Origin of the sequence: Methylovorus menthalis (assembly GCF_020523625.1) — a bacterium.
GTDB classification, from domain to species: Bacteria; Pseudomonadota; Gammaproteobacteria; order Burkholderiales; family Methylophilaceae; genus Methylovorus; species Methylovorus menthalis.
In genome coordinates this window covers 58,684-78,091 of the sequence record NZ_JAJAQH010000003.1, presented here as the reverse complement: position 1 = coordinate 78,091, position 19,408 = coordinate 58,684, and the positions used below count along the sequence as shown (strand labels likewise).

18 protein-coding genes are annotated in these 19,408 nt (G+C 57.7%); 12 read left to right on the top strand and 6 right to left on the bottom strand.

Translation table 11 applies throughout. The features are described from left to right. Positions 1-94: 94 nt before the first annotated feature. On the bottom strand, positions 95-823 hold the full coding sequence (locus LG204_RS02975; protein WP_230335869.1) for an LOG family protein: 729 nt from the start codon (positions 821-823) through the stop codon (positions 95-97). A 99-nt stretch (positions 824-922) separates the two neighbouring features. Between LG204_RS02975 and polA the strand changes: the two genes are divergently transcribed. Beyond that, positions 923-3,679: a DNA polymerase I gene (polA, locus tag LG204_RS02970; protein ID WP_230335868.1), complete on the top strand. Its 2,757-nt coding sequence runs from the start codon at positions 923-925 to the stop codon at positions 3,677-3,679. A gap of 43 nt (positions 3,680-3,722) precedes the next feature. Here polA and LG204_RS02965 read toward each other — a convergent pair whose 3' ends face one another. After that, entirely contained in the window at positions 3,723-4,007 is a 285-nt protein-coding gene (locus LG204_RS02965; RefSeq protein ID WP_328440967.1) for a (2Fe-2S)-binding protein, read from the bottom strand. Positions 4,008-4,156: 149 nt separating this feature from the next. On the opposite strand from LG204_RS02965, the gene LG204_RS02960 reads away from it, so the two are divergent. Continuing rightward, entirely contained in the window at positions 4,157-4,897 is a 741-nt protein-coding gene (locus LG204_RS02960) for a competence/damage-inducible protein A (protein ID WP_230335867.1), read from the top strand. After that, complete coding sequence (locus tag LG204_RS02955; RefSeq protein WP_230336103.1) at positions 4,897-5,157, top strand: YkgJ family cysteine cluster protein; 261 nt, start codon at positions 4,897-4,899, stop codon at positions 5,155-5,157. The genes LG204_RS02960 and LG204_RS02955 overlap by 1 nt, the downstream gene beginning before the upstream one ends. Here the strand turns inward: LG204_RS02955 and LG204_RS02950 are convergent. Then, positions 5,138-6,409 carry an MFS transporter gene (locus LG204_RS02950; protein WP_230336102.1) on the bottom strand — a complete coding sequence of 424 codons (1,272 nt, stop codon included), beginning with the start codon at positions 6,407-6,409 and terminating at the stop codon, positions 5,138-5,140. The two genes, LG204_RS02955 and LG204_RS02950, sit on opposite strands and share 20 nt — an antisense overlap. A 310-nt stretch (positions 6,410-6,719) precedes the next feature. Here LG204_RS02950 and dusB point away from each other — a divergent pair, with 310 nt between their 5' ends. The 9 genes from dusB to LG204_RS02905 all read left to right on the top strand — a co-directional run bounded on the left by dusB (position 6,720) and on the right by LG204_RS02905 (position 15,841). Next, complete coding sequence (gene dusB, locus LG204_RS02945; protein WP_230335866.1) at positions 6,720-7,751, top strand: tRNA dihydrouridine synthase DusB; 1,032 nt, start codon at positions 6,720-6,722, stop codon at positions 7,749-7,751. Between the two features lie 16 nt (positions 7,752-7,767). Then, complete coding sequence (locus tag LG204_RS02940) at positions 7,768-8,001, top strand: Fis family transcriptional regulator (protein WP_013441204.1); 234 nt, start codon at positions 7,768-7,770, stop codon at positions 7,999-8,001. A gap of 113 nt (positions 8,002-8,114) precedes the next feature. Next, positions 8,115-9,701, top strand: coding sequence for a bifunctional phosphoribosylaminoimidazolecarboxamide formyltransferase/IMP cyclohydrolase (purH, locus tag LG204_RS02935; RefSeq protein WP_230335865.1), 1,587 nt, complete (start codon positions 8,115-8,117; stop codon positions 9,699-9,701). A 99-nt stretch (positions 9,702-9,800) separates the two neighbouring features. After that, on the top strand, positions 9,801-11,069 hold the full coding sequence (purD, locus tag LG204_RS02930) for a phosphoribosylamine--glycine ligase (protein WP_230335864.1): 1,269 nt from the start codon (positions 9,801-9,803) through the stop codon (positions 11,067-11,069). A gap of 12 nt (positions 11,070-11,081) precedes the next feature. Next, positions 11,082-11,627 carry an L-threonylcarbamoyladenylate synthase gene (locus tag LG204_RS02925; RefSeq protein ID WP_230335863.1) on the top strand — a complete coding sequence of 182 codons (546 nt, stop codon included), beginning with the start codon at positions 11,082-11,084 and terminating at the stop codon, positions 11,625-11,627. A gap of 13 nt (positions 11,628-11,640) precedes the next feature. Next, on the top strand, positions 11,641-12,540 hold the full coding sequence (gene hemF / locus LG204_RS02920) for an oxygen-dependent coproporphyrinogen oxidase (protein WP_230335862.1): 900 nt from the start codon (positions 11,641-11,643) through the stop codon (positions 12,538-12,540). A gap of 50 nt (positions 12,541-12,590) precedes the next feature. Further along, a complete protein-coding gene (locus LG204_RS02915) occupies positions 12,591-13,913 on the top strand; it encodes an alanine/glycine:cation symporter family protein (protein WP_230335861.1) in 1,323 nt (440 codons plus the stop codon). 159 nt (positions 13,914-14,072) lie between these two features. Beyond that, positions 14,073-15,479 carry an APC family permease gene (locus LG204_RS02910; protein ID WP_230335860.1) on the top strand — a complete coding sequence of 469 codons (1,407 nt, stop codon included), beginning with the start codon at positions 14,073-14,075 and terminating at the stop codon, positions 15,477-15,479. An 8-nt stretch (positions 15,480-15,487) separates the two neighbouring features. Beyond that, positions 15,488-15,841, top strand: a complete 354-nt coding sequence (locus LG204_RS02905; RefSeq protein WP_230335859.1) for a RidA family protein — start codon at positions 15,488-15,490, stop codon at positions 15,839-15,841. Positions 15,842-15,951: 110 nt separating this feature from the next. On the opposite strand, the gene LG204_RS02900 is transcribed toward LG204_RS02905, so the two are convergent. From LG204_RS02900 to ilvD, 3 genes are all read right to left on the bottom strand, one after another. Beyond that, positions 15,952-16,278: a c-type cytochrome gene (locus LG204_RS02900; protein ID WP_230335858.1), complete on the bottom strand. Its 327-nt coding sequence runs from the start codon at positions 16,276-16,278 to the stop codon at positions 15,952-15,954. 258 nt (positions 16,279-16,536) lie between these two features. After that, entirely contained in the window at positions 16,537-17,451 is a 915-nt protein-coding gene (locus LG204_RS02895; protein WP_230335857.1) for a D-hexose-6-phosphate mutarotase, read from the bottom strand. A gap of 22 nt (positions 17,452-17,473) precedes the next feature. After that, on the bottom strand, positions 17,474-19,324 hold the full coding sequence (ilvD, locus tag LG204_RS02890; protein WP_230335856.1) for a dihydroxy-acid dehydratase: 1,851 nt from the start codon (positions 19,322-19,324) through the stop codon (positions 17,474-17,476). Between the last annotated feature and the right edge of the window lie 84 nt (positions 19,325-19,408).

Below are 19,408 nucleotides of genomic sequence, written 5' to 3'. Positions count from 1 at the left end.
GCCGCCTTCACAACGAAAGCGGCGGGATGAAGGCATTCTAGCAAAAACCACCCCAAGCCGGGAAAATGGATATGCAGAAGATGTCGGTTGGGAATCACAGGTAAAGCTGAATCTGGCGCTCGGCTGGCGACAACTCGAAGCCACGGGTTTCGTAGTGCTTGAAGATGGCTTCCACCACGGCCGCCGGATCATCAATCACCTGCACCAGGTCCATGTCATCCGGCGACACCATGCCTTCTGCCACCAGCGTATTGCGGAACCAGTCCAGCATGCCGCCCCAGAAAGGCTCATGCACCAGAATAATGGGTATCTTGCGCGACTTGCCGGTCTGTATCAGCGTCAGCGCCTCCATCAGCTCATCCAGCGTACCAAAGCCGCCCGGCATCACCACATAGGCCGAGGCGTATTTGACAAACATGACCTTGCGCATGAAAAAGTGATGGAAGGTCTGGCTGATGTCCTGATACTGGTTGCCCTTTTGCTCGTGCGGCAATTCGATATTGAGGCCGATGCTGGGCGAACGAGCATAAAACGCGCCCTTGTTGGCGGCTTCCATGATGCCGGGGCCACCGCCCGAAATCACGCTGAAGCCTGCCTCGGAGAGCTGGCGCGCGATTTCTTCTGTCAGCTGGTAATAGGGATGATCGGGTGCGGTGCGGGCACTGCCGAAAATCGAGACTGCCGGGGTAATCTGTTTCAGGCGTTCGGTAGCATCGACGAATTCTGACATAATCTCGAGTGCATGCCAGGCCTCGTGCGATGAACGTCGATGCTCGATGAGATCCGGGTCCATCAGTTTCGGGATTTTTTTTGCAGCAGACATGGGGCTTAACCTTGCGTGTTGAGGGCCTGGAAAATGCGGGACTGGCGCACGGCATCCTGAATACGGCATGCGTCAGAAGTCAGTTTATGAAGGCACCTTATGAAAACATTGTTATTGGTTGACGGCTCATCCTATCTTTACCGGGCGTTTCATGCCATGCCCGATTTGCGCAACAAGCAAAACGAGCCGACCGGCGCCATTCAGGGCGTGCTGAACATGCTGCGCCGCCTGCATAAAGATTATCCGGCCGATTATAGCGCTTGTGTGTTTGATGCCAAAGGCAAAACCTTTCGTGACGACATCTACCCCGAATACAAGGCCAACCGCGCCTCCATGCCCGACGATCTGCGCCTACAGATAGAGCCTTTGCACACGGCCATCCGGGCCATGGGCTGGCCCCTGATTGTAGAAGACGGCGTGGAAGCCGATGACGTCATCGGCGCGCTGGCCAAGCAGGCCGAGCGCGAAGGCATACGCGTCATCATTTCCACTGGCGACAAGGATATTTCGCAACTGGTGAATGAGCACATCACCGTCGTCAACACCATGCGCGATGCCTTTCGCAAAACCGATGAAGTGCTGGACCCGGCAGGCGTCGAAGCCAAATTTGGCGTGCCGCCTGGCCTGATGGTGGATTACCTGATATTGATAGGCGACAGCTCGGACAATGTGCCAGGCGTGGAAAAAGTCGGCCCGAAAACCGCCGTCAAATGGCTGAAGCAATACGGCTCGCTGGAAAATATCGTCGCCAATGCCGATCAGATAACCGGCGTAGTGGGCGAGAACCTGCGCAAAGCCCTGCCCTGGCTGCCCACGGCGCGCGAGCTGATCACCATCCGCTGCGATGTGGGCATACAGGAGAGCCTGGATGACCTGGCGCCACGCCCGCAGGACCGCGAAAAGCTAATCGAGCTATTTGACCGTTTTGAATTCAAGACCCTGCGCCGCGAGCTGGACCTGGCCATCCCCGCCGCGCAAGCCCCATTGCCCACCGTGGCAGCGCAGCCCGCTGGCACCTCGGCAGATTTGTTTGCCGCCGCTGGCGTCAGCACCCGTCAGTTCGAGACCATCCTCGATGAGGCCAGCCTGCAACGCTGGCTGGACAAGATCAGCAGCGCCGCACTGGTGTGCTTTGATACCGAGACCACCTCGCTGGACCCGCTGACCGCCAAGCTGGTTGGCATGTCGTTTTCGATCAAGGCGGGCGAAGCCGCTTATCTGCCACTGACGCATGATTACCCCGGCGCGCCAGATCAGCTGCCGTTTGCCGCTACGCTGGCGCGCATCAAGCCGCTGCTGGAAAACCCCGCCATCAAAAAAGTCGGGCAAAACCTCAAATACGACAAGCACGTGCTGGCCAACCACGGCATCGCGCTCAATGGCATTGCGCACGACACCCTGCTGCAATCTTATGTGCTGGAAAGCCATCGTACCCATGGCATGGATGATCTCGCCATGCGCCACCTCGGCGTGCAGACCATCACTTATGAACAGGTAGCGGGCAAAGGTGCCAAACAGGTGTCGTTCAGCCAGGTGGCGCTGGAGCAGGCGGGCGAATATGCCGCCGAAGATGCGGATATCACCCTGCAACTGCATGAGTATCTTTACCCGCAAGTGGCCGAAGATGCCAAGCTGGAATTCGTCTATCGCCAGATCGAGATGCCGGTGCTGGACATCCTGTTTACCATCGAGCGCAATGGCGTGCTGATCGACAATGACATGCTGAATCGCCAGAGCCATGAAATCGGCCAGAAGCTGATGGCGCTGGAACAACAGGCTTACGAACTGGCCGGCCAGCCGTTCAATCTGGGCTCGCCCAAGCAATTGCAGGAAATCCTGTTCGGCAAGCTGGGCATCAAGCCCCTGAAGAAAACCCCCAGCGGCACGCCCTCTACCGATGAAGATGTACTGCAGGAGCTGGCGCTGGATTACCCATTGCCCAAGGTCTTGCTGGAATATCGCGGGCTCGCCAAGCTGAAATCCACCTACACCGACAAGCTGCCGCGCATGATCAACCCGACCACCGGCCGCGTGCACACCAGCTACAGCCAGGCCGTGGCCGTGACGGGGCGCCTCTCCAGCTCGGACCCCAATCTGCAGAACATCCCGGTACGCACCGCCGAAGGCCGCCGCATTCGCGAAGCCTTCATCGCCCCGGCGGGCGGCCACATCGTCTCCGCCGACTATTCGCAGATTGAGCTGCGCATCATGGCGCACTTGTCACAGGATGACGGCCTGCTCACCGCCTTTGCCGCCGGTGAGGATATTCACCGCGCCACCGCTGCCGAAATTTTTGGCGTGGAACGCGAAGCCGTCAGCAGCGAACAGCGTCGTTACGCAAAAGTCATCAACTTTGGCCTGATCTACGGCATGAGCGCCTTTGGCCTCGCGCAAAACCTCGGCATCGAACGGCAGGCCGCGCAGAACTACATCGAGCGCTATTTCACCCGCTACCCCGGCGTGCGCGATTACATGCAAAACACGCGCGAGCGCGCCAAAGCCCAAGGCTATGTGGAAACCTTCTTCGGCCGTCGCCTGTGGGTGCCGGAGATCAACAGCCCTAACGGCATGCGCCGCGCCGGTGCCGAACGCGCCGCCATCAACGCGCCCATGCAAGGCACCGCAGCCGACCTCATCAAGCTCGCCATGATTGCCGTGCAAAGCTGGCTGGAAACCGAAAAGCTCGCCACAAAACTCATCATGCAAGTGCACGATGAACTGGTGCTGGAAGTGCCGGATAACGAGCTGGCGCTGGTGAAGGAAAAACTGCCGCAGCTGATGCAGGATGTGGCAAAACTGGATGTGCCATTGCTGGCAGAAGTCGGTGTAGGGAGTAACTGGGAAGCGGCGCACTGATCGTTCAGCACCACAGATGTTCGCAGGCCAAGCCGGTTCGGCTCTAAGACTCCTCTGTCGGTGCCTCAGGACTATCACCCGCGGGCGGCTCAGCCGAATCCGGCACTGTTGAAGAAACGGGCGCGGCCTTCGCGCCCTCCTCCTTAAGCTCCTTTAGATACCACTCGATATCCCATTCACAGCCGCCGCAGCCAGTCAGCGCGCCCGTCCAGCGCGAGATGCCCTCCAGATCACGGCCTTCCAGAAACAGCTCGCGTATCTGGCCGCGCTTGGTGCCGCTGCAGTGGCATAGCACTTCGTTGTCGGGGTTATCTTTGTCGGTGGTCATAAGCTAAATCAGGGTAAATATGCTGCAAAGTATATGGCATAGTGCCTGGGTTTATGGCGTTGCATAAGGACGCATGTTGAAAGCGCCCAGACTGCAAGCCTGTATTACCGGGCAGGATATAATGCGATTTTCGATAACGTCCACACACCATGCCAACCTTCGGTGCCTACATCATCGGCGATGAAATCCTCTCCGGCAAACGGCAGGATGCCCATCTGTCCCGGGTAATCCAGACCCTGGCCGCACGCGGCTTGCAGCTTGGCTGGGCCGAGTATCTGGGCGATGACCAGCGCCGTATCGCGCAAAGCATCAAACGCAGCATGGACCGTTGCGACATCGTGTTCAGTTTTGGCGGCATAGGCGCCACGCCAGACGACTTTACCCGCCAGGCCGCTGCCGAAGCCGCTGGCCTGCCCATTGAGCGCCATGCGGGCGCAGTAGCCGAAATTGAAGCGCGCTTTGGCGAGGCCGCCTACCCCAAGCGGGTGCTGATGGCAGATTTCCCCAAGGGCGCTGACCTGATCCCTAACCCGGTCAACCGCGTGGCGGGGTTTTCACTGGGCTCGCATTACTTCATGCCCGGCTTTCCCGAGATGGCCTGGCCGATGATGGAATGGGTGCTGGATACGCACTACGCCCATCTGTTCCACCAGCATGTGATCACCGAACAAGCGATTGTGGTGTGGGATGCCGGTGAGAGCCAGTTGATTGATCTCATGAACCACATCGTCGCCACCCACCCCGAGGTCAAGCTGTTCAGCCTGCCCAAGCTGGATACGCGACGCACCATCGAGCTGGGCGTCAAAGGCCAGTCTGACGCGGTGGCCGCTGCCATGGCCGACATCACGCAAGGCGTGACGCAGGCAGGCTTTCCCTGGCAAGCCATGTGATGGACTGCCGCCCGGACTGCGGCGCCTGCTGCATCGCCCCCTCAATCACCAGTCCCATACCCGGCATGCCGCATGGCAAACCCGCTGGCGTGCGCTGCATACAATTAACGGACGACCTGCGCTGCGCCATCTTCGGCCAGCCCGAGCGCCCGCACTTCTGCGGCGGCCTGCAACCGGAACCCGCCATGTGCGGCACCAGCCGCGAGCACGCCATACACTGGCTAGGCGAACTGGAACAACTTACCCAGCCCGCGCCCTGAGCCCCAGCACAGCCAGCGCACTCAACCCCGCCATCACCGACACATATCCGCCTACCCAGGCCAGCCCGCCTTGTTGCACCAGCGCTTGCGAAATGGCGGGCGCCAGCGAGGCACCGAGAATGCCACCCAAACTATATGCAAGCCCGGCACCGCTATAGCGCACGGCGGCCGGGAACTGCTCGGGCAAAAATGCACCCATGGGGGCAAAGGTCACGCCCATGAGGAATAACAACAACGCGAGATACGCCGTCACCAGCAACAAAGAACCGCTCTGCAACGCAGGTGCCAGCAGAAAACCCGCCAGCATGGCGGCCAGCGCCCCGCGCAGCAACACCGGTCGACGGCCAATACGATCACTCCGGGCAGCGGCCAAGGGCGTCGCCAGCGTCATCGCCAGAATCGCCACGCACAGCATGCCCAGAAAAACCGGGCGCGATATGCCCAGCGTGCCAGTGCCATAGCTCAGGCAAAACACCGTCGCGGTGTAAAACAGGTTGTAGCACACGCCCATCGCCAGCGCGCCCAGTAGCACGGCACGCGCATGCGTCTTCAGCAAGGCGCCCACCGGCAGAGTATGGGTGGCTTTATGGGCCAGCACAGCGGCAAAGGCCGGGGTTTCGGCCAGCGTAAAGCGTACATAAAGCCCCACCACCACCAGCAAGGCGCTGGCAATAAACGGCACGCGCCAGCCCCACGCCTTGAATTCAGCATCTGTCAGCCACAGGCTTAAACCAAGAAAGCTCAAAGTCGCCAGCAAAAAGCCCACGGAGGGCCCCAATTGCGGAAACATGCCAAACCAGGCACGCCGCCCCTCCGGCGCATGTTCGGTAGCCAGCAGGGCTGCACCACCCCATTCGCCGCCCAGCCCCAGCCCCTGACCAAAGCGCAACAGGCACAACACCACCGGCGCCCACACGCCCCATTCGGCATAGCCCGGGAGCACACCAATCAGCAACGTGCTGATCCCCATCAACAACAATGATGCCGCCAGAGTGACTTTGCGCCCCACCCGGTCACCAAAATGCCCGAACAGCACCGCCCCCAGCGGCCGTGCCAGAAAGGCGATGCCAAAGGTCAAAAATGCATTGAGCGACTGGGCCGCCGGAGCCTCCGCGGGGAAGAACACCTGCCCGATCACCAGGGCAGCCGCCATGGCGTAGATGTAAAAGTCATAGAACTCGATGGCAGTGCCGATGAAGCTGGCAAAGGCGATGCGGGTGGTGGAGGGAGAGGATATCGGCTGCTTGTTCATCGGCATATAAGTTATGGTCCAGGGGTGGCGCCAGCATAAAGCATCCATAGCTTGACGCCCACTTTTTAGCGATGCCGAAAGCAGTCTATCTGTTTACTCAAGGAAGGTATTTTTGCCTGGCCCTGCCAGAGAACAGAGCGCCAAGCAATCTTGATAGTTTTAAGGGAATCAACAAGCTAGCAGATGCATGCTTTTACTCATGTCAAGCCCACCAATTACAATTTTTCGTTTTGCGCGCCTGCCGTTTGCATATAAAATAGGCAGCTTTTCCACAATCATCGTACGGACTTTGTCCAAGGTTTCAGCTTCAGTGCAAATCGGCCCATACAAACTAAAAAACAATCTGGTGGTTGCGCCCATGGCGGGCGTGACGGATCGGCCTTTCCGCATGCTCTGCAAAAAGCTGGGCGCGGGGCTGGCTGTTTCCGAGATGGTGACGTCGAACTCGCTGCTGTACGGCAGCGCCAAGACGTTGCGTCGCGCCAACCACGAGGGCGAAGTGGAGCCGATTTCGGTGCAGATCGCCGGGGCAGACCCGAAGATGATGGCAGAGGCCGCCAAGCACAATGTGGATAACGGTGCGCAGATCATCGACATCAACATGGGTTGCCCGGCCAAGAAGATTTGCAATGTAATGGCAGGCTCTGCCCTGCTCAAGGATGAGCCGCTGGTATCGCAGATTCTGAAAGCGGTGGTGGCCGCCGTGGATGTGCCGGTGACCCTGAAAATCCGTACCGGCTGGGACAAGAACAACCGCAACGCCGTGGCCGTGGCGCGCATGGCGGAAGACATCGGCGTGCAGGCACTGGCCATGCACGGCCGCACCCGCGCTTGCCTATATAACGGCGATGCCGAGTACGACACCATTGCGGCGGTCAAGCAAGCCATCAAGATTCCATTGATCGCCAATGGCGACATCACCACCCCGGAAAAAGCCAAGTTTGTGCTGGAATACACCCAGGCCGATGCCGTGATGATAGGTCGTGCGGCCCAAGGTCGCCCCTGGATTTTCCGTGAAATCGCGCATTTCCTCGAAACCGGCGAGCATCTGCCGCCACCCGAGGTGAGCGAAATCCATCAGGTGATGCTGGACCATGTGCAGGACCTGTATGACTTTTATGGCGAGCTGACTGGCATGCGCGTGGCGCGCAAGCATATCTCCTGGTACACCAAGGGGCTGAAGGATTCCGCCAATTTCCGCCACCACATGAATCAGTTGCAAACGGTAGACGAGCAACAGGCGGCCATCAGCCAATTCTTCGGTCAGTTGTTGCAGCACGACCAGCGCCTGCAATATGTGCCCGAGACTGACTCCTCCGATGACCAAGCGATGGCGGCCTAGCCATGAGAAATAAAGCATGAGCAACAAAGACGTCGCCGCCTGTATCAGGGCCGCCCTGGATGAATATTTCAAAGACCTTGATGGCCAGCCGCCACACGCCGTGTATGACATGGTGATGGGCTGCGTGGAAAAACCCATGCTCGAATATGTGCTGCATCGCGCCGGGGGCAACCAGAGCAAGGCCGCCGAGATTCTCGGCCTCAACCGCAACACCCTGCGCAAGAAGATGCAGCTTTACCAGATTGAATAACCGCCAGGCGGCCATAGCCGCTTCATGCTGTTCTTAATGTTTTCCTGTTTTATTTTTCCCGCTTCAATTTAACGACGCATATTTACTGACCCTCACTGACATCAACTGACATCATGGCCATCATCAAAAGAGCACTCATCAGCGTTTCCGACAAGGCAGGCATCGTCGAATTTGCCCAAAGCCTGCACGCCTTTGGCGTCGAAATCCTCTCGACTGGCGGCACGGCAAAGCTGTTTCGCGATCACCAGATTCCCGTGATTGAAGTCAGTGATTACACCGGCTTTCCTGAAATGCTGGATGGCCGCGTCAAAACGCTGCATCCCAAGGTGCACGGCGGCCTGCTGGGCCGTCGCGATCTGCCTGAGCACGTGAGCGCCATGCAGGAAGCGGGTATTCCCAATATTGATTTGCTCTGCGTCAATCTTTACCCATTCGAGGCCACTGTCGCCAAGGCCGACTGTACGCTGGAAGATGCGATTGAAAACATCGACATCGGCGGCCCTGCCATGGTGCGCTCCGCCGCCAAGAACTGGAAAGATGTGGTGGTACTGACCGATGCATCGCAATACGCCGCCGTGCTGGATGAGATGAAAAGCACGGGGGGCGCTACCAGCCAGGCCACACGCTTTGCGCTGTCCGTCGCCGCGTTCAACCGCATCAGCAACTACGATGCCGCCATCAGCGATTATCTTTCCTCCATCAATACCGATGGCACCCGCAGCGCATTCCCCGCGCAAACCAATGGCCGCTTCGTCAAGGTGCAAGACCTGCGCTATGGCGAAAACCCACACCAGCAGGCCGCGTTCTACCGTGACTTGTACCCGGCACCTGGCTCACTGGTCACCGCCGAACAATTGCAGGGCAAAGAGCTTTCTTACAACAACATCGCCGATGCTGATGCTGCCTGGGAATGCGTCAAGAGCTTTGACAGTGGCGCCTGCGTCATCGTCAAGCATGCCAACCCTTGTGGCGTTGCCGTCGGCGCGACCGCGCTCGAAGCCTACAGCAAGGCTTTCCAGACTGACACGACCTCGGCATTCGGCGGCATCATCGCCTTCAACCAGACCGTGGACGCTGCCGCAGCAGAAGCCGTTGCCAAGCAGTTTGTCGAAGTGCTGATTGCGCCTGACTTTACTGCGGATGCACTGGCAATTTTCAAGGCCAAGGCCAATGTGCGTGTGCTCAAGATTGCATTGCCACCCGGTGGCAGCAGCGCCTGGGAGCAAGGCCGCAACTCGCATGACACCAAGCGCGTGGGCTCGGGCCTGCTGATCCAGACCGCGGACAACCATGAGCTCAGCCTGTCTGACCTCAAAGTGGTCACCCGCACACAGCCTACACCGCAACAGCTGCAAGACCTGCTGTTCGCCTGGCGCGTGGCCAAGTATGTCAAATCCAATGCCATCGTCTTCTGTGGCAATGGTATGACGCTGGGCGTGGGCGCTGGCCAGATGAGCCGCGTGGATAGCACCAAGATCGCCGCCATCAAGGCGCAGAATGCGGGGCTTTCCCTGCAGGGTTCTGCCGTGGCCTCCGATGCTTTCTTCCCATTCCGCGATGGAGTGGACGTGCTGGCCGAAGCCGGTGCTGCTTGCGTTATTCAGCCAGGTGGCAGCATTCGCGATGAAGAAGTCATTGCCGCCGCGGATGAGCATGGCATTGCCATGGTACTCACCGGCATTCGTCATTTCCGTCACTAAATATGCCGTGCCCTGCGCATCTGGATGGGCTTTCCGATTATGCGGAATGCCCATTGTTCAGATCGCGGGGCATTGTTCACATAGCACAGGGTTAACAACATGAAAGTACTCGTCATTGGCAGCGGTGGCCGCGAACATGCACTGGCCTGGAAAGTTACGCAAAACCCCAATATCAGCCGCGTTTACGTGGCCCCGGGCAATGCTGGCACCGCGCTTAACCCGGACATGGTCAACGTCCCCGCCTCCTCGGTAGCCGATCTTCTGGAATTTGCGCTCAAGGAGCAGATCGCCCTCACCATCGTCGGCCCGGAAGCCCCGCTTTCGCAAGGTGTCGTAGATACTTTCCGCGCCAATGACCTGAAGATTTTCGGCCCCACCAAGGCAGCTGCCCAACTGGAAAGCTCCAAGGATTTTGCCAAGGCGTTCATGATACGCCATGGCATCCCGACAGCCGCCTATGGCACGTTTACCGATGCTGCTGCTGCCCACGACTATGTGCGTGCACAAGGCGCGCCTATCGTCATCAAGGCCGATGGCTTGGCGGCAGGCAAGGGCGTGGTCGTGGCCATGGATGAAGATGAAGCCCATGCCGCGATTGACGCCATGCTGGCTGACAACAAGCTGGGGGCTGCTGGTGCCCGCGTGGTGATTGAAGAGTTCCTGACTGGCGAAGAAGCCAGCTTTATCGTGATGGTCGATGGCAAGAATATCCTGCCTCTGGCCACCAGCCAGGACCACAAACGCTTGCTGGATGGCGACCAAGGCCCTAACACCGGCGGCATGGGGGCATATTCTCCAGCCCCTGTGGTCACCCCTGACATTCATGCCAAGGTAATGCGCGAAATCATTGCCCCCACCGTCGCGGGCATGGCGAAGGATGGCATTCCCTACACCGGCTTTTTGTATGCGGGCCTGATGATTACGCCCGAAGGCGACGTCAAGACGCTGGAATTCAACTGCCGCATGGGCGACCCGGAAACCCAGCCCATCATGCTGCGTCTCAAGACGGACCTCGTGGGTCTGGCCGAGCATGCCGTCAACGGCACGCTGGACCAGGCGACGGTGGATTGGGATCGCCGCACCGCGCTGGGCGTGGTGATGGCCGCCTCCAATTACCCTGATACCCCGCGTACCGGTGATAAAATCACCGGCCTGCCGCGTGATCTGCAGGATGCCCATGTGTTTCATGCTGGCACTCGACTGGAAGATGGCCGCGTGCTGACCAGCGGTGGCCGTGTACTCTGCGTTACCGCGCTGGGCGAAACCGTGAAATACGCACAAAGCCGTGCTTACCAGATCGCCGAAGAGATTCATTTTGATGGCGCGCAGATGCGCAAGGATATCGGCTACCGCGCCGTCAAATCCTGAGAGTAAACGGCAATGATGAATGCACGCGAGTTGCGGCATTACCTGCGTCAGGGCGGGGTCATTGCCTATCCTACCGAGTCCTGCTTTGGGTTTGGGTGCGATCCACATAGCCGTCTGGGCGTGCAGCGCATACTGCGCCTCAAGGGTCGGCCACAACGCAAAGGCCTGATCCTGATAGCGGATCAGCAGGCACGCTTCAAGCGCCTGATTGCACCATTGAGCCCCGAACAGCAAGCGCGCGTTGCCACCACCTGGCCCGGCCCGCATACCTGGCTGGTGCCGCACGCAGAAGACTGCCCCATCTGGCTGCATGGTCGTCATCCCTCGCTTGCTGTGCGCGTGACAGCACACCCCTTGTCGTCAAGACTTTGCCGCATGGCGGGCATGGCCCTGGTCTCCACCAGTGCCAACAAGGCGGGCCATGCCTCGGCCAAAACCACCCGTCGGTGCCGCCAGCTTTTCGGGCAGCGCGTACGCGTCATCGCCGGACTGACCGGTGGCGCCCGCAAGCCCTCGACCATACAAGACCTCATCACCGGACGCATTTTGCGCCCCTAAACCGGAGCACCGCATGAATTCCGACGCCGTATATGACTATCTGCAAGGTCTGCAAAACCGCATCGTTGAAGCGATTGAGCTGATTGATGGCAAGAATTTCCTGAATGACAGCTGGCAGCGCCCGGAAGGCGGCGGCGGTACTTCCTGCCTGCTGGAAGAAGGCAATGTGTTTGAACGTGCAGGCGTGGGCTTTTCGCATGTGATCGGCAATAAATTGCCGCCATCCGCGAGCGTGGCACACCCGGAAGCGGCAGGCCGCAGCTGGAAGGCCATGGGTGTCTCGCTGGTGTTTCACCCGCGCAACCCTTACATCCCCACCGTGCATATGAATGTGCGCTTTTTTGTCGCTGAAAAACCAGGCGAAGAACCTATCTGGTGGTTTGGCGGCGGCATGGACCTCACCCCTTATTATGGTTTTGAGGATGATGCCGTGCATTTTCACCGTCTGTGTCGCGAAGCGCTCGCGCCATTCGGCAGCCAGTATTACCCCGCATTCAAGCAGCATTGCGATGAATATTTCCACCTCAAGCATCGCAAGGAGCCACGCGGTATAGGCGGCATCTTCTTTGATGATTTTAACGAACTGGGCTTTGAGCAGAGTTTTGCCCTGATCCGCAATGTGGGCGATGCCTTCATTCAGGCCTACATGCCTATCGTGCAGCGCCGCAAGGACATAGCCTATGGCGAGCGCGAGCGCGATTTCCAAGCTTATCGTCGTGGCCGTTATGTCGAATTCAACTTGGTGTATGACCGCGGCACGCTGTTTGGCCTGCAATCTAATGGCCGCACAGAGTCTATCCTGCTTTCCATGCCACCCATCGTTAAATGGCGCTATGACTGGAAACCGGAAGCAGGCTCGCCTGAAGCCCGTCTCTACAGCGATTTCCTGATCGATAAAAACTGGCTGGCTTAGCTTGATCGGCGCGGTTTGTGCTTATAATCCCTGTAAAAAGGGAGTTATAAATGCAAACCATTGAAAGCATTATCGCCACACTATCCAGCTGGATCTGGGGGCCACCCATGTTGATCCTGCTGGTCGGCACCGGCCTCTATCTCACCGTGCTGCTCAAGGGTTTGCAGTTCCGCACCCTGCCGCTGGCATTCAAGCTGATTTTCAAGAAAGAAGTCGGCCACGATGGCGATATCAGCCACTTTGCCGCGCTGATGACGGCATTGGCCGCCACTGTGGGCATCGGCAATATCGTTGGCGTCGCCACCGCCATTACCCTGGGCGGCCCCGGCGCCGTCTTCTGGATGTGGATGACCGGCCTGGTCGGCATGGTGACCAAATATTCAGAAGCCGTCCTCGCCATCAAATACCGTGAAAAAGGCCCGCATGGCATGCGCGGCGGCCCCATGTACTACCTGGCAAAAGGCGTGGGCATGCCGTGGCTTGGTGCGTTGTTCGCCTTCTTCACTGCCTGTGCTGCCTTTGGCATTGGCAACATGGCCCAAGCCAATGCCACGGCAGAAATCTTCAAATCCACCTTTCATATCCCCACCGAACTCACCGGCTTTATCCTGATGGTACTGACCGGCCTCGTGATCATCGGCGGCATCAAGTCCATCGGCAAATTCACCTCTTATCTGGTGCCACTGATGATCGTGGTCTATGTGGGTAGTGGCCTGGTGGTACTGGCCTATAACCTGAGCGAAATCCCGCATGCGTTTTACCTGATCTTCCATCACGCCTTCAGCCCGGCAGCGGCAGGCGGCGGCTTTGCCGGGGCAACGGTCGCGGCCGCCATGCGTTATGGCATTGCCCGTGGTGTATTTTCCAATGAATCCGGCTTAGGCTCTGCCCCCATTGCCGCGGCTGCAGCACGCACCAAAGACCCGGTCAGCCAGGCACTGGTCAGCATGACGCAAACCTTTATCGATACGCTGGTGGTCTGCACCATGACCGCGCTCATCATCCTCACGGCTACGGCCTGGAAGCACGGCGTCAGCGCAGGCCAGCTCACCAGCATCAGCATGGCGGAAACCCTGGGCGACACCGGCAAATACATCGTCGCCATTTCAACTGCGCTGTTTGCCTACTCCACCCTCATCGGCTGGAATTACTACGGCGAAAAAGCGGTGGAATACCTGTTTGGCTTCCGCAGCATCAAGATTTATCGCTTGGTCTTTACTCTGGCCGTCGCCGTTGGCGCCAGCATCAGCCTGGAGCTGGTTTGGAATTTCTCGGACCTGATGAATGGCATGATGGCGATTCCCAACCTGATCGGCCTGCTGGTACTTTCCAAGGTGATCAAGGCGGAAACTGATCGCTACTTCAAGGGATAAGTCCCCTGTTTGAGCCAGGCCTTCCCTGGCTCACCTTCGCCAGCGGGTTTATCGCACGGCGAGCAGGCAACACTTAGACATGGGCCAGAAGGATGGCTTATGCAAGATCAGGCAACAGGCATATTTCGTGCATACTATTTTCAAAAAATAGGGGATCGCATGTTTGCACAGCTTTTTCGTACCAAGCCGATTGATACTGAAGACCGTAGCGGTCTCAAAAAATGTCTGAGCGCCTTTGATCTCGCCCTGCTGGGCATAGGATGTGCCATCGGCACGGGTATTTTCGTCCTGACAGGCATTGCGGCGGCCACGCTCTCTGGCCCAGCGGTGGTGGTCTCTTTCATTTTTGCCGGTATCGCTTCCGGATTTGCTGCCCTCTCCTACGCAGAGCTGGCGGCGTCAGTTGGCGGATCAGGCAGTGCTTACGGATACAGCTATGTCGCATTCGGCGAGCTGATAGCCTGGATCATGGGCTGGATTCTGTTGCTGGAGTATGGCGTGGGGGCCGCTGCCGTTGCAAATGGATGGGCCGGTTACTTTATCGGCACGCTGGCCAACTTCAATATCCATCTGCCGGAGCTGCTAAGCAAAGCGCCGATCCAGGGCGGCATCATCAACCTGCCTGCGTTTGGCATTATCTGGGTGCTGGCGCTCCTGCTCATCATCGGGGTAAAACAGAGCGCTCAGGTTAATAACATCATTGTTGCCATCAAGCTCAGCACCATCGTGATTTTTGTCGCCATTGCGGCCTTGCATATCCAGACCGACAACTGGCAGCCCTTCATGCCGTTTGGCTGGTTTGAAAAACTGCCGGATGGTCATACCACAGGCATCCTGGCCGGCGCTTCACTGGTATTTTTTGCCTACTTTGGTTTTGATGCTGTTTCCACCGCAGCAGATGAGGCTAAAAATCCACAACGTGACTTGCCGATCGGACTTATTGCTTCGCTCACCTTCTGCACCATTGTCTATATTCTTGTCTCCGGCCTGCTGACTGGGATGGTGCATTACACTGAACTCAATGTCAGCTCGCCGGTGGCCTACGCGCTGTCCAAAATCGGCTTCACATGGTCTTCAACGCTTGTGGCCACCGGCGTGCTGGCGGGGCTAATCACTGTGCTGCTAGTGCTGATGTACGGTCTCACCCGCATCCTGTATGCCATGAGCCGCGATGGCCTGATTTCACCCTTTTTTTCCAAGCTGAATCCGGCGCGTCGTACTCCAGTACGCATCATTCTGCTATGCGCCCTCATTATTTCATCGATCGCAGGCTTTTTCCCGCTGGGTGAGCTCGCAGAGACCGTAAATATCGGCACCCTGGCAAGCTTTGTCATGGTGTGTATTGGCGTCATGGTATTGCGGATACGCCAGCCCAACCTCAAGCGTCCGTTCAAGAATCCATGGAATCCGTTAATTCCCCTGCTGGGCGTAATCTCATGTGGCGCTCTGATGACGTTCCTGCCAAACGAAACATGGCACCGATTTATTATCTGGGTGCTGCTCGGAATAGTGTTCTATTTTGTGTATTCAAGGCACCATAGCATTCTTAACAAACAACCTCGTTAACACTCTCCATGTCCGATCTTCAGCGTTTACATCCTGGCACCCGCTACAGCGAGGCATCCATTTTTAACAGCACGATTTACCTGGCAGGCCAGGTGGCGAATGACGGCAGCCTGGATATCCAGGGCCAAACCGCAGAAGTGCTAACCATGATCGATAACTTGCTGGCAGAAGCCGGTAGCGATAAATCGCGCATCCTCATGGCGCAGATTTACCTGGCAGATCTGGCTGATTACGACGGTATGAACACGGTGTGGGATGCCTGGGTGCCTGCCGGAGCGGCTCCACCGCGTGCCACGGTAAAGGCAGCACTGGCCAAGCCTGAGTGGCGCATTGAAATCGTCATTACGGCCGCCCAGTTGTAGGCAGAAAAATCGCTTGGGGCCGAGGTTTAACCGCTACCCATTGAGAGTTGCGGGCAACAAAAAAGCCGGTCTTTTGAACCGGCTTTTTGTTTGAAAACTGTAATCCGTAATTACAGTGTCAGAATCCATTCAACGATAGTCTTGATGTCTTCGTCTTTTACGTGCGGGCTGTTAGGCGGCATTGGGATTGGGCCCCAAACACCACTACCACCAGCCTTGACCTTGGTGATCAGCTTGGCTTCTGCCGTTTTGTCGCCCTTGTACTTGGCAGCAACGTCCTTGTAAGCAGGACCCACTACCTTGTTGGCGATGCTGTGACATGCCAGACAGCCATTCTTTTGAGCCAGGGCTTCAGCGGCCTTGGCATCTGCTGCGCTTGCTTGTCCAGCCAGCATCAAAGAGCCGGCGGCTGCAACCGTCATTAATAAACCTTTCATGCTTTCTCCTTCATCTCGGTCTTGTAAAAACTACGTTAATACAACTTGTAATGATACCTAGGATTGCGGCGCCTTGGAAAGTGCTTAAGCGTTTTATTAACCCTGTCAATCTCGCGCATCACCTACACTCAATCAACGTCAATCATAACGAAACGTTGACCGTGTCCTGCCATGCATTACTTGCACATGCATCATTCTGACTTGCCTGCCCGGACGCAGTTCCATCCCGCGGCCAGCCTCACTCATCGCCGATGTCGGCTAGAGGTAATATTCGGTGCTGTACTCCACCTCAAGCGTATGAACTTCACCCGGGGCGACGGTTACCACGTTGTCAGTCGCATTGGCAGATTCCACACAGACCATGTGGCGCCAGCCCGAATGACTACCCAGATCGCCGATCTCGGCGGCTTTCTGGCCCCATGGATTCCATACCACTGTCGATTTACTGCCGGATTTCTGTACCACGATACGACGGCGCAAGCCGGGGTCTTCGATCACACAGGTGCTTTCAGTATTGATGTACACCCGATCGGTTTCTTCGGTGAAACGAATATCACCCTGCTGCTGCTTGACGGCGTAGCCTTCCACCTTGTCCTGATACTGGGTGTTTTCCAGACCGCTGATCTTGATGACTTCAATATCGCTGACATGGAAATAGGTATGCAAGGCCTCACCCAATACAAAGGGAGCCGTACCGGTATTGGTCGTTGTAAGCTGCATGCGCAAGGCCGAGCCGACAATCACCGTGAGGGTCACTTCACAGTGATGCGGCCATTGCTTGCCGAGCTGCTGGGTTTCAATGAGTTGCATGACGATGCGCGTGGCGCCATCCGGATCAATCACCGTATCGACGATTTTCCACTGAGCCACCCGGGCAAAACCGTGCGGACAGAGCGTTTCATCGGTGGCATGTGCACCAAACCAGGGCCAACATACCGGCACCCCACCGCGAATCGAGCGGCCACGGACAAAGCGCGCCTGGTCTGACAGCCAAAACACCGGCTCTTCGGAGTGATGTGGTTGCCACTCCATGACATGCGCGCCTTGCAGGGCGATCTTGGCCGAGGCATGGGGGTTTTCAATATGAACCGTTACCAGACCATTCTGATCAGAATAGAAATGGATTTTCTGGCCAACGCCGTAACGCGCATTCAACTGCTGTATGGATTGCATCCGACTCTTGATCCTTACGGTGTTATTTTTCGATCTGGCTTACATCGCGCACAGCGCCGCGAGCTGCCGAGGTACTCATGGCGGCGTAGGCACGCAGGGCTGGTGATACATGACGCTCACGTGCCTGTGGCTTCCAGGCATCCTTGCCGCGCGTCTCCATGGCCGCACGACGGTGCGCCATGACTTCATCGCTGACAGCCAGATGGATGGTGCGGTTAGGGATATCGATTTCGATGATATCGCCCTCTTCCACCAAGCCAATGGCGCCGCCTTCAGCCGCTTCAGGTGATGCATGGCCAATACTGAGGCCAGAGGTGCCACCGGAAAAACGTCCGTCCGTAAGTAAAGCACATTCCTTGCCAAGGCCTTTGGACTTGAGATAGGAGGTGGGGTACAGCATTTCCTGCATGCCAGGGCCACCGCGTGGACCTTCGTAACGAATCACGACCACATCGCCCGCAACGACCTTGTCACCCAGAATGCCTTCAACCGCCGCATCCTGCGATTCAAAAATGCGCGCACGCCCGGTGAATTTGAGAATGCTGTCATCTACGCCGGCGGTCTTGACGATACAACCATCCAGCGCAATGTTGCCGTACAGCACGGCGAGACCGCCATCCTGCGAGTAGGCATGCTCCTTGTTGCGGATGCAGCCTTCTTCGCGATCCGTATCCAGCTCAGGCCACAGCATGGATTGGCTGAAGGCGATGGTGGTGGAAATGCCGCCAGGGGCGGCGCGGTAGAACTTCTTCACGTCTTCATCGGTGGTAGTCGTGATATCCCACTTCGCCAGCGCATCGCCCAGGGTAGGACTGTGCACGGTAGGCGTATCCGCATGAATATTCCCGGCGCGGTTCAGCTCGCTCAAAATGCCCATGACGCCACCAGCGCGGTGCACGTCTTCCATGTGGTATTTGGCGGTAGCAGGCGCCACTTTGCACACGCATGGCACATTGCGCGAAATGCGGTCAATATCGGCCATGGTGAAATTGATTTCAGCCTCGTGCGCTGCGGCCAGCAGGTGCAGCACGGTATTAGTGGAGCCGCCCATGGCCACGTCCAGGCTCATGGCATTCTCGAAGGCCTTGAAATTGGCCACATTGCGCGGCAGCACGCTTTCGTCGTCCTGCTCGTAATAGCGCTTGGTAATCTCGACAATCAGGCGACCCGCCTTGAGGAACAGCTCCTTGCGAGCTGCATGCGTGGCGAGGGTGGAGCCATTGCCTGGCAATGAGAGCCCCAGCGCCTCGGTCAGGCAGTTCATGGAATTGGCGGTAAACATGCCGGAGCAAGAACCGCAAGTCGGGCAAGCCGAACGCTCAATCGCCTCGGACTCGGCATCGCTGACCTTGCTGTCAGCACCGGCTACCATGGCATCTACCAGATCCAGCTTGTGGAATGTGCCTTGCCAGTTGACCTTGCCCGCTTCCATCGGGCCGCCAGACACGAAGACCACCGGGATATTCAGGCGCAGTGCGGCCATCAGCATGCCGGGGGTGATCTTGTCGCAGTTGGAGATACATACCAGTGCATCGGCACAGTGGGCGTTGACCATGTACTCAACGCTATCGGCGATCAGGTCGCGGCTGGGCAGGCTGTATAGCATGCCACTGTGCCCCATGGCGATGCCGTCATCCACGGCAATGGTGTTGAATTCCTTGGCAACGCCACCGGCGCGTTCAATTTCGCGGGCAACCATCTGGCCCAGGTCCTTGAGGTGGACATGCCCAGGCACAAACTGGGTAAAGGAGTTGGCAATGGCAATAATCGGCTTGGTGAAGTCTTCTTCCTTCATGCCGGTGGCCCGCCACAGGGCACGGGCACCCGCCATATTGCGGCCATGGGTGGTAGTACGGGAACGGTATTGAGGCATGGCGTTTATCCGAATGGGATCAAAAAAGTAAATTTTAACCCAGATCAAAGCCAAGGACGCGAGATGTATCAATCTTGCATCATT